This window comes from Actinophytocola sp. (assembly GCF_049647105.1).
Lineage (GTDB): Bacteria > Actinomycetota > Actinomycetes > Mycobacteriales > Pseudonocardiaceae > Actinophytocola.
The window spans coordinates 19,859-30,516 of record NZ_JBARWZ010000079.1; the positions used below are offsets into that span (position 1 = coordinate 19,859).

At 65.7% G+C, this 10,658-nt stretch carries 12 protein-coding genes and 2 tRNA genes; 6 read left to right on the forward strand and 8 right to left on the reverse strand.

Annotated elements, in window-relative coordinates; genetic code table 11:
• Positions 1-54: 54 nt before the first annotated feature.
• From WBA97_RS09850 to WBA97_RS09870, 5 genes are all read right to left on the reverse strand, one after another.
• Positions 55-127, reverse strand: a tRNA-Met gene (locus tag WBA97_RS09850).
• Between the two features lie 53 nt (positions 128-180).
• Positions 181-253 (reverse strand) — tRNA-Thr (locus WBA97_RS09855).
• An 80-nt stretch (positions 254-333) separates the two neighbouring features.
• Positions 334-2,997 (reverse strand): putative bifunctional diguanylate cyclase/phosphodiesterase, encoded by a 2,664-nt coding sequence (locus WBA97_RS09860; protein WP_424230427.1) that lies wholly within the window; start codon positions 2,995-2,997, stop codon positions 334-336.
• Positions 2,998-3,154: 157 nt separating this feature from the next.
• Positions 3,155-4,183 (reverse strand): winged helix DNA-binding domain-containing protein, encoded by a 1,029-nt coding sequence (locus WBA97_RS09865; protein ID WP_424230428.1) that lies wholly within the window; start codon positions 4,181-4,183, stop codon positions 3,155-3,157.
• Positions 4,184-4,196: 13 nt separating this feature from the next.
• Positions 4,197-5,303, reverse strand: coding sequence for a type I restriction endonuclease (locus WBA97_RS09870; protein WP_424230429.1), 1,107 nt, complete (start codon positions 5,301-5,303; stop codon positions 4,197-4,199).
• A 587-nt stretch (positions 5,304-5,890) separates the two neighbouring features.
• On the opposite strand from WBA97_RS09870, the gene WBA97_RS09875 reads away from it, so the two are divergent.
• On the forward strand, positions 5,891-6,136 hold the full coding sequence (locus WBA97_RS09875; protein ID WP_424230430.1) for a hypothetical protein: 246 nt from the start codon (positions 5,891-5,893) through the stop codon (positions 6,134-6,136).
• Positions 6,137-6,481: 345 nt separating this feature from the next.
• Here the strand turns inward: WBA97_RS09875 and WBA97_RS09880 are convergent, their stop codons facing one another.
• On the reverse strand, positions 6,482-6,748 hold the full coding sequence (locus WBA97_RS09880; RefSeq protein ID WP_424230431.1) for a GntR family transcriptional regulator: 267 nt from the start codon (positions 6,746-6,748) through the stop codon (positions 6,482-6,484).
• Between the two features lie 78 nt (positions 6,749-6,826).
• On the opposite strand from WBA97_RS09880, the gene WBA97_RS09885 reads away from it, so the two are divergent.
• Entirely contained in the window at positions 6,827-7,030 is a 204-nt protein-coding gene (locus WBA97_RS09885; RefSeq protein WP_424230432.1) for a hypothetical protein, read from the forward strand.
• Positions 7,031-7,104: 74 nt separating this feature from the next.
• Here WBA97_RS09885 and WBA97_RS09890 read toward each other — a convergent pair whose 3' ends face one another.
• Positions 7,105-7,986 carry a glycosyltransferase family 2 protein gene (locus WBA97_RS09890; protein ID WP_424230433.1) on the reverse strand — a complete coding sequence of 294 codons (882 nt, stop codon included), beginning with the start codon at positions 7,984-7,986 and terminating at the stop codon, positions 7,105-7,107.
• Positions 7,986-8,825: a GntR family transcriptional regulator gene (locus tag WBA97_RS09895; RefSeq protein WP_424230434.1), complete on the reverse strand. Its 840-nt coding sequence runs from the start codon at positions 8,823-8,825 to the stop codon at positions 7,986-7,988. Before WBA97_RS09895 ends, WBA97_RS09890 begins: the two co-directional genes overlap by 1 nt.
• Positions 8,826-8,940: 115 nt before the next feature.
• On the opposite strand from WBA97_RS09895, the gene WBA97_RS09900 reads away from it, so the two are divergent.
• The 4 genes from WBA97_RS09900 (at position 8,941) to WBA97_RS09915 (ending at position 10,451) form a co-directional block, all read left to right on the forward strand.
• Positions 8,941-9,138, forward strand: coding sequence for a hypothetical protein (locus tag WBA97_RS09900; protein ID WP_424230435.1), 198 nt, complete (start codon positions 8,941-8,943; stop codon positions 9,136-9,138).
• A gap of 20 nt (positions 9,139-9,158) precedes the next feature.
• Positions 9,159-9,395 (forward strand): hypothetical protein, encoded by a 237-nt coding sequence (locus tag WBA97_RS09905; protein ID WP_424230436.1) that lies wholly within the window; start codon positions 9,159-9,161, stop codon positions 9,393-9,395.
• 178 nt (positions 9,396-9,573) lie between these two features.
• Positions 9,574-9,870 (forward strand): hypothetical protein, encoded by a 297-nt coding sequence (locus tag WBA97_RS09910; protein WP_424230437.1) that lies wholly within the window; start codon positions 9,574-9,576, stop codon positions 9,868-9,870.
• Positions 9,870-10,451 carry an RRQRL motif-containing zinc-binding protein gene (locus WBA97_RS09915; protein ID WP_424230438.1) on the forward strand — a complete coding sequence of 194 codons (582 nt, stop codon included), beginning with the start codon at positions 9,870-9,872 and terminating at the stop codon, positions 10,449-10,451. The genes WBA97_RS09910 and WBA97_RS09915 overlap by 1 nt, the downstream gene beginning before the upstream one ends.
• The last annotated feature ends 207 nt before the right edge of the window (positions 10,452-10,658 follow it).

Below are 10,658 nucleotides of genomic sequence, written 5' to 3' on the forward strand. Positions count from 1 at the left end.
TGATGCGGAGCGATGAAGGTCCACGCTCCTTGTGGACACCCGTCGCCAATCGCGTAGCGGTGGCCGGACTTGAACCGGCGACACAGCGATTATGAGCCGCTTGCTCTACCGACTGAGCTACACCGCCTTGACATGCCTGTACCGCGGTGCCCGGAATCGAACACCGCGGCCAGTTCACCGAGCCCCAATACGGAATCGAACCGTAGACCTTCTCCTTACCATGGAGACGCTCTACCGACTGAGCTATTGGGGCGGATCCAGAACCTTGTAGCTGTTCCTTGGAGCCGACAGAAGACTACACAACGCCGCGGGCCGAACGAAATCGGGTATCCCCTACGACAGCAGCGTCAGCACGGTCTCGTCCCGCAATCCCCTGGCCTGCGCGGTTCGCGCCTGCAGCCACGCCTCCAGCCGTTCCTCGGACAGCGGCCGCGAGATCAGGTACCCCTGCGCGACGTCGCAGCCCATGGCGGCCAGCTGGTCGCGCGCCACGTCCTCCTCGACACCCTCGGCGACCACGGTGAGCCCGAGCGAATGCCCCAGCTCGACGATCGACCGGACCACGGCGAGGTCACCGAGATCGCTGCCCATGCCGAACACGAAGCTCTTGTCGATCTTCACCTCGTCCACCGGCAGCTGCCGCAGGTACGCGAGCGAGCTGTAGCCCGTGCCGAAGTCGTCCACGGCCAGCACGACACCGAGGTTGTGCAGCGCACGCAGCACCGGCAGCGCCCGCTGCGGGTCCGCCATCACACCGGACTCGGTCAGCTCCAGCGTGAGCAGCTCCGGTGGCACCCGGTGCCGGGCCAGCGCCGCGGCCACCCCGTCCGGGAAGTCCAGGTTCGCGAGGCTGCGCACCGACAGGTTCACGGCGACGCCGATCCGCAGGCCGCGGTCCATCCACGTGCGGACCTTGATCAGCGACTTGTCGAGCACGAAGTCGGTCAGCGCGTCGACCAGGCCCGCCGCCTCGACCGCGGGCACGAACTCGTCCGGGTGCAGGTCACCGAACTCGGGGTGCCGCCAGCGGACCAGCGCCTCGACCCCCAGCACCGCACGGCTGGGCAGCGAGATCTTCGGCTGGTAGTGCACCCTGACCTGGCCGGTCTCCATGGACTGCCGGAACTGCGTGACCAGCTGGAAGCGGCGCAGGAACATCTGGCCCATGCTCGGTACGTACGCCCTGGCGTGCTCGCCGCTGCTCTGTGCCGCCCGCAGCGCCACGTCGGCCCGCTTGAGCAGTTCGTCGACATCCAGAGCGGCGGGTGCGGAGTCCCTGACACCCGACGGTGCCGACGTCGAGTCGGCGAACAGCACCCCGTCCGCCATCGTGGCGGAGGAGTAGCCGATGACCACGCCGGCCTCGATCGACAGCCGGTCGACCGGGTACGACACGGAAAGGCTCGCGACCAGCTGGTTCGCGACGAGTTGCGCCTGCTCGAAGTCCGAGTCGACGAGCAGCACCGCGAACGCGCCACCCTCGAGCCGGGCGAGCGGGGTGTCCTGGCCGAGCGTGTCCCGCAGCCGCCGCCCGGCCGCGATGACGATCCGGTCGCTCCACGCGTAGCCGAGCGCGTCGCTGATCGCGGACTGCACCTCGAGGTCGAGGCGGAGCACCACGGAGCCGGGGTTGGTGGTGAGCAGTTCGGTCGCGACCTGGCGGAAGCCGGGGCGGTTGTACAGGCCGGTCAGCGGGTCGTGATAGGCGTCGTGGCGCAGGGTCGCCAGGAGCCTCCTGTTGTCGAGCGCGGTGGCGAGGTGGCTCGCCGTCGTGCCGATCATGCGGAGGTCGGCCTGGCCGAAGCCGCGCCAGCGGGACAGCTTGTCGTGTGCCTCGACCACGCCGAGCAGGTGGCTGGCGCTGCGCAGCGGCACGACCAGCGCCTCCTGCGCGTTCCGGTGCCCGAGCGCCGCCCGGAACTCGGGCAGCGCGTCGGCACGGCGGAAGTGGCGGACGTGCGAGCCGGGCAGCCGCAGCAGTGCGTCGGCGCGGGCACCGGCCGGCTCGAGGTCGTACATGTCGGCCGCGAGCTCCTCACCGGCGACGACCGTGTGCATCGGCTGCCCAGGGTCGAACCGCAGCCGCAGCACCACGCGGGCCGCGCCGAGCTGATCCTTGATCCGCTGGGCGATGCCGAGCCAGTCCTCCGAGCTGACCGCGGCCGCGGTCTCCGGTCCGGCGGCCGGCCGGGCGGCCGCCCTGCGCCCCGATCGGGCGACAATGAGGCTGACCTCGGATAACGCCTCCAGGTCGCGTTGTTCGCGCAGCAGTCCCGAGTAGGCGAGGTAGAGGGCCCATAGTCCGCCGAGCATCGCGATGACGAGCGGCCAGCCGTAGTCGACGCCGGTCGCGACCTCGTACCCGACGACGCCGACGGACGCGTTGACCAGACCGAGGACCAGCGTGCGGGACACGAGCTTGGTGGCGGCACCGAGCCGCATCCGCCGCCCGAGGACGTACACCGCGACGAGCGCGAGCAGCGTGCTGGTGATCGGCGCCGACAGCGCGCCGACGAACACCGCGAACCAGTCCGGGTCGCTGCCGCCCACCGCGGAGGCGACGACGGTGAACACGGAGTACGCGACGGCGATCTCGAAGATCTCGGCGCCGGTGTTGTAGAGGACGCGGTCCTGGACACGCCTGGCGAGCAGCGTGCCGACCCCCGCGATCAGGTGCGCGGCGAGCACGACCTGGAACGGCGCGATGAACAGGCCGATGGCCAGCGGGATCTCGGTGAAGGAGATGGTCCAGGAGACGCCGCCGCGCACGTCGATGTTGACCGACAGCTGTTCGACGACGAGGAAGCCGAGGACGAGCAGCAGCCCGATCCAGATCTGCTCGGTGCCGCCCTCGAAGGGCAGCCACCAGGAGACACCCACCGCCGCGGCCACGCCCGAGACCAGCACGAGGACCGAAAAAACGCTGAACCGGCGGTCCAGCAGCGGGTTGTCGTCGATGGTGCGGTCAGTGGCCGCCGGCATGGCGTGGTCCGGCATGCAACCTCCTCGGCCGCCGTGCTGGCGACAACGCAGACCAATCCGCCGAGCAGTGACCAACCCACCGATCGGGCTAGTCACAGTCGGGTAACTGTACCCCCTCCGTGCACAGAATCCGACTGTGCTAGGTGGCCGTTCCGGGCGTCAAACCGGCTGGTCAGTCCGCAGTTCTCGGCTCAGCAACGGACAGCTCCGCCGACCGGTCGAGGAATCTACCCAGGTCAGCCACCTCGGCAGATAGTTCACGCGTCAACTGTGCCGAGATCGTTGTGAAAGGCGTCACGCCGATACCGAGATGGTCCCGCGTGGACTTGAGGCTCCAGGTCCCCCGAATCCGCCCACCCACTGAGACGGACGGCATGACGAACCCACCACCCGTCTGGATGGATTTGACGTGTTCCGCCGGAATCGGTCGCTCTCGGTAGCCAAGCAGGAAGGCGTCGAAGTGCCCCAGAAGACGGGCGTGCGGCGTACCGTCCGGTTCGGTCTCCCGCAGGCGGAACCCGTCCCCGACCGGCACGAGCAGATCCCGGACGTCGTCGAACGCCTTCCGCGCGGTGGTCACCGGCAGCCCAGACCACGCGGAAAGGTCCGATGGCGAAGCTGGCCCGTACCCACGGAGATACCTGACCGCGAGCCGACTGTCCTCGCCACCCCGCACCCAGTCGTCGACGAGGACGTAGGTGGGCTCGCTCCCCCGCTCCGGCCCGCGGCAGATCACACCATCGAGCGCCGCGAACCCGAGGAAGTAGGGAGCGGCCTGCCCCGCGAGATCGAGGTCGACCCGCTCGACGATCTCGGCACGGGTCATCGGTGTGTGGAGGAAGGTCTCGAGCTGACCAACCCCACGCGCGCAGGCGGCGTCGTCGAGCCCGAGCCGCAACCGCCGAGGCCGCTGCCGATCCCGGAAGTAAGGCCCGAAGACCCCGGTGACCCACCGCAGATCGACCGCGGCGACGAGGTGGAGCGTGCCGCGCATGGCCCACGTCCGCACCACTTCCCCACGCGCGACGGCGTCGTCGACATCGGCGGCGGTGAGCCCACCGGTCCGGACACGCACGGCGAGCCGGGTGGCCCGGACGTCCTGCCCCTGGAGCGCGACCACGCCCCGCACCGCGTCGGCGACGGTGCCGGCACGCGCACTCCCAAGCCCGTTGGCATGCGCACGAGCAGCCCAGATGTCCACGCGCCGACGCTAGTCACTCGACCCACACGGGAACCACGACATCGGCTTCGGCCTCGATGCCTTTGGTGAGGTACCGGTGGACGGTCCGCCGCAACTGGTCGGCGTACTGGTAGACATCCTGGACGTCATCGATCGGGATCCGCGTCTCGACCTTGTTCTCGTCGAACACCCCGAGGTACTTCCTGGACCGGTTGAGCCAGAGCCGCGCAATGGGCTTGCGGTTGTTGTCGTCGAGCAGCACACCGCAGTAGGTCTTCGTGTCCCGCACCACGACGCGGGAAACCGGGACCTCACTGCAGACAATGGCCCGAATGATCCGGTAGCCCTCGACTTCCTCGTCGGTGGTGATGACGTCACCACCGGCATCCACCGGCCGCTCTTCCGACACCGACTCGGTTTCCTCCGGTGCGCCGGAGGAAACGCTGACATACGAGTCGGGCCCGGCGAGCGCGTTCTTCAGCCGATCGTTGACCTGCTCGTTGAGGAACTGCCCGGCCGCCTTGACGACGAGCGGCATGAACTGTTCCCGCACCTTCTGCGTGAAAGCGCCTTCGTAAACGCGGGTGGTGAGAAAACGAACCCAGTCGTCCTCCGGCTGCTTGAACTGCGCGGCGAGAACCCGCTTGAGCTGCCCGATGTACTTCAGCTCGCCGGCGGCACTGATCACCGAGTCGAGGTCGAACGACTCCTTGGTGAGCTTCGCCAGCTCGGGCAGCAGCGTGTCGTCGAGCGCCGCGAAGTCCAGCACCAGGAAGGGTTTGGCGTCCATCCGGTTGGGCGCGTCGAGGTCGGTGTAGAACTGGTACACCTCGCCGTTGGTGAGGATCGCGATGCGCGCGTTGGTGACCGCGAAGTACCGGAAGAGCTGGGACGCGTGCTCGATCTTCAGCGGGTCGTTGACCTTCTTCACCTCGATGAGCAGCTGGATCTTCCCACCGTGCGACACGGCGTAGTCGATCTTCTCGCCCTTCTTGGTTCCCACGTCCGCGGTGAACTCGGGAATCACCTCGGCAGGATTGAAGACGTCGTACCCGAGCACCGTGCTGATAAAAGGCATGACGAAGGCGTTCTTCGTCGCCTCCTCGGTCTCGATCACGGCCTTGTGCTTCCGGATTTTCAACGCCAGAGCCTGAGTCCGCTCAGCGATATCCATGCCAACCTCCCAAGTGGATGGCCTGTGAGTCGCCAACAAGAACCCCAGCGTTACCGGCGGATTACGCATGCTTCGGCACGCTCGACAGTTGTTTGTCCATGACGTTCAACGTGCGGAGCCATCCGGGTCGGCGCGTCCGCGAAGCGGCCTCGACCACGTTTGCAGTCCTCAACAGACACAGCAGAACGGCCCTGAGTGTGGATCACACCCAAGGCCGCACCCAAAGATCAACTCCGCGTCACGTCGTTGATCTCGTCTTCACTTGTAATGCCTGGTCAAGCCAGGTTGGTGGCGGGTGAAGGGTTCGAACCTTCGTAGCTTGCGCGACAGATTTACAGCCCCATCCCCGCACCCCTTCTGACCAGGCACTTTACGCACGAAGCGGTCCACTTTGCCGCGTATTTGCCGCGATCACGCGCTGAGAGCGCGACAGAAACCGTGTCTGTTGCTCTTCGGCCGTTCACTCCGGCCCCGACCAACTGAGCACGGCACCTCCCTCTCGACCTGGCGTCAATCCGCGCCCTCTGGCGGCGCTGGCCGGTAGGGTCAGTCACATGGCGGACGAAGACGTAGAGCGCCGACTGAGGAAGCTCACTGTGGATCACGCGGAGACACGGTGGCTCGCGCTCCGGCTCGACGACGACGTCAAAGAGCTGCGCTCCGAGCTACGCCAGGTCAGCGACAAGCAGACCGAGCACACCGGCCGCTTCGACTCAATCGACGCACAGCTCCGCTCACTCACACAGATGGTCGGCGACGTCCTGCAGCGACTGCCTGAACCAGGTGACAGCACCGACTGATCAGGAACGCCTGTCTGACACCTGGGGTAACTACGGTAACTACGGTAACCGCACAGGTCAGAGCACATGTTGATCAGTAACCGCATCGGTAACCGCCACCCGCCATCGGTAACCGCGGCGACAGTCCCGGTTACCGATCCCCTGGCCTGGTTACCGATGCGGTTACTGATCAACATCCCATCTACCAGGCAAGTTACCGAAGTTACCGAAGTTACCCCACCATGCGGGCACGCCAGTCAGCCCCGTTGCCACCGTTCAGCCGGGACGCCAGCACGGGCCAGCATTATGTAGTGACAGAGTGACAGGTGTGACACCTGTGGCGTGTGCCTGTCACTCTGCCGCCGTTCAGTCGCTGGCCTTCTGCGTCACGTAGGTGCCGCGACCGTGCACGACCTTGAGTCGCCCTTGTTCGACCAGTGCGGCGATGGCGCGGCGCACCGTCGGGCGACTCACGCCGTAGATGTCGTCGGCCAGCGCCTGCTCTGATGGCAGGCGAGTGCCCGGAGGTAGCTCGCCGCTGTCGAGGTCCGCCAACAGGTCGTCCCGCACCTGTTCCCACACCAGGTCGGGCCCGTCGTGGTCGATTTGGTCAGCACGGTTGTCCCACGACATGCGGCCACAGTAGACATCCCCTCACCTGCGAAAACGGTAAGATATGTCACGTGACGTCAGGTGACGTAAGCTGACGTAATGTCCAATGACCAGGTCGTTTGGGTTCCACTTACTCGCGATCCGCCAGCCGTGTCCTACGAAGGCGCGGTGTGGCTCGTATGCCCGTTGCATGGATTCGACTGTGGTCGCATGCCTCGCGATCTGTTCGGTGAGCAGTGGGCGGCCGATGTGATGGCCGTGCATGTGGCGATCCATCACCGCATCTGGGATCACCACACGTGATCTAGGCATCGGCGAGGACAGCCGGACCCCGGCCGAGCCGGGCGGGGCCGTGCGGCAACTGCGACAAGGCTCCCTCATCTCTGCCCCGATCTCCCTGCGAGTTGCGTTCGCAGCTCTGCAAGTGACCGCTCAAGCGCGGCTGCCTCGTATTCGCGAGGATTGTGCACCTTTTCGTCGTAGCCGTCGACTAGGTCTTGTACAACTGAAAACCACTGATCTAGATACGGACGCATGTCAGGCGTCGTGCGGCCATGCGCGATTGCGGCACGAACAAGCAGGTCGTAATCCATCGCCAGCAGCTCAGGCTTTGGCCTGATCGGATTGAACCAGTCATCGGCGGGTACCGGTCGAAACCGGTCGGCATGCCAGTTCCAATGGAGCACAAGAGCGAGGTCTACCGTAAAATTGTCGGGAAGTTTCTCAGGCCATAGGGAGCGCGCCGCCGCGCGTTGACCAGACCACGGCGTAGACCCTGCCTTTGCGAGCATCTCCGGAAATAGTCGCCCGGCGAGCGGCGCGAAGAACGCGTTAAACCACTGATCGGGAAATATCGGTCGCCAGTAAAGGTCTGAAATGGTTGCGTCGGCGATTCCCGCGAGGATCGGCTCGACGAGAAGTGCCACAAGGGGAATCGGGCCGTAATACGTCAGATCGCCATCGACTAGACAGATGACGTCGCCGACGCTTTGTCGAACTCCTTCTTTGATGGCCGCCCCTTTGCCAATGGGCGATATAACAACCTTGGCGCCATGTTCCGACGCTACATCGGCGGTTCCATCGGTGCATCCACTTGCACTGACAACCACTTCCCCAGGAGCTTTTAGCATATCCAAACCTAGTCGGGCGTCCGCGATAGCCTGCGCGATCGTTTCCGCCTCATTGTGTGCTGGGATAACAACGGAGATCTTTCCCTTTTTCCTTACGAGCGTGCGAGCCTGAATCTTATTCAGCGTCATCACTTCTGCCCTCGTTCCAAGTCCCAACGCTTCAACTGTTCGACATACAAGATTTCTGCGCGGTCAGCAGGATAGACCGCGTCTGACATCTCTACCACCCGGCCCTCAATGTCAACCGATTTGCTGCGTACGTGGAGCAGCGGAACACCAGGCTCCATGTGCCACACTTGGCGATCTCCCGTAGTTGGCTGTATCGCAGTCACCTTTCGAACGAAGCGGTCAATTTCGATTCCAACCGTCGACAGTTGATGCTGATGACCCCCTGGCCAGGGCTCATTAGACTCATCCAATAGAGCCGGATTGTCGCGAATGTACTCCAAGGGGATATAGGAGACGCTCCATGACAGCCGCATGCCCGATTCCTTGTCGGTCATCTCGTACGTTCGCTGGACCACTTCAACCCCAACGGGGAGATCGAACTCACTTGCAATCTCCGGGGTTGCCAATACTTGCTGATAGTTCGCACTGGAGTTCGTCGCGCTGATCGGAACTCCAGCAGTAAGTTCAATTGCCCCCCGTTCGCGGCGCTCGCTTTCGGGCCTGTGCACCATGTCCTTTTGGAGCTGGCTCCAGTCGGACGAGAGGGTCAACGGACGCCTGGTCGGAGCTCGCCGAACGGTCGCAGGCTTGCCACGACCACCCGAGAGGCGTCCCTCGTCCATGAGCACCGCGACAGCCATGCGAGCAACCCCGACAGAGCAATGCCAGTCCTGCGCGAGGACCTTCGTCGACGGGATCGCCTGGCCAGGCTGAAGCTCGCCCGAGGTGATCTGCGCACGCAACGCGTCGGCGATCCGCAGGTGAACAGGGACGGTGCCTGAAGTCGGTTCGTGGTGCATGAGCTGCAGTCAAGCAGAAAGTTCGCAAGTTCGCTAGCGAACCCCTTGCCTTCTTCGCTGAGGCATGGATAGAGTCTCCTCGTCAGTTAGCTAGCGAACTAACGAGGAGCAGCAGATGGCGAAGTCCCGCCTCCCCCTCCCGACCGGCAACAGCACCGCGAAGAAGTTGCTGGTCACGGTGGTGTTGATCGCTCTGGTCGCGGTGGTGGTCCGGTACCCGGCCGACGCAGCAAGCGCGGCCATCGGTGTCGGCCGGGCGGCCAGTGCCGTGGTGGACGGCTTCGCGACCTTCTTCCGCGTCCTCGCCAACTAACCAAGAGGAGAACTTCTCAGATGGACACGAACGAGGCTTACTACCCGGACGGTCTGACCTCCGAGGTCATCGACGCGCTGTTGAGCGAGGCGGCAGTTGCCTGGTCGATGGCGCCGCGGCCGACGTCGCGTCTGCTGGACGACACGGCCGAGTTGCGGCGGGAGCGTCGGGCGGCGCGTCGGGGGATTGGTGCGGTGGTTCGTGTGCTGCCGACGCGTCCGCGGTCGTCGGTGTCTCCGGCCGGGGAGGTGGCCTGAGATGTGGGACAGCTTGATCGCGGTTGGTGGGACGTTGGGCGCGGGAGTGGTCACGCATGTGGTGCAGCTGCGTGGGGCGCGTGCCGTGCGGCGGGAGAGCCGCGGTGATGCTCGGCGTGCTGAGGCGTTGGTTGCGGTGACGGGGTTGGTGGCGGCGTTCGCGGATCACCGTCGTGCGATGTGGCAGTTCGAGGCCGCGAAGCTGACCGGCAGGCCGGAGCAGGTTGTCGCGGAGCTGGAGACGGCGCAGCACGGCACCAGGTCGGCGATCACGGTGCCGTTGACCACGGTCGCGATCCTGGTCCCGGCGCTGGCAGGCCCGGCCCAGGAAGCGGCGAAGGCCACCTACGCCATGCGCGACTCCGGTGACCTGGATGTGCTGGAGGCGCGGCGGGCGGTGGCGCTGGCCGCGAGTGACCAGTTTGTGGCCGCGGCGGCGGAGTTCTTCGCTGGTGTCGGTGTGGTGGTGGCGTGATGGGTGCCGCGGTGGTGACCCTGCCGTGGTCGGGACAGCGCTGGCCGGGCCGGATCTCTCACGGGCTGCCGACGTTCGGGTTCCGCAACGCCCCATCCGGCCTGGTGACACGACGCCAGTTGCGGGCGCTCGGGCTGTGCCCTGGTGGTCACGAGTACGTGGCGCAACTGGTCTGGCGACGCGGCACCCGGTGGGCGGCCCTGTACCGACTGGACCTCGCCGCACCGTCGCCGGGCGCGACCACCGCACAGCTCGCGGCGCTGCGACGGGCGGACCGTGCGCTGCGGACCTGCACCGACTGCGGTCGGGTCTGGGACTTCCGACTCCCCACGTCCAACGGCCGCACCTGCTGGCCGTGCGCATCCGCTCAGGAACACACCGAGAACCAGCAGAAGGGACACAACATGGTTGCGCAGATCACCACCGTTGGCCGAGACGAGACCGCCACCGACCAGGACGAGACCTCGCGCACGCGGCACAGCCTCCTGTGCTCGCAGTCAGAGGTCTGCCCGCTGGCCCGGTACTGCCCCAACACCAACAGCGACACGTGCGACTCCGGCGAGGGGTGCTCCGCATGCTGACCAACCCCGCCGCAGTGTCCACCCGGTCTGGCGCTCACTCCGCCAAGAACGTTCGCCAGACCGGGGCTCCCAACACCCTTCAGAGTGGAGAGAACACGATGGTAGCCCCGGAAAACCCGATTCCCTCGTTCACGCTCGCGGCGGACGTGGTCCTGTTCGCCCACGACCAGCACGGCGCCCTGCACGTGCTGCTGATCGAACGCGTCT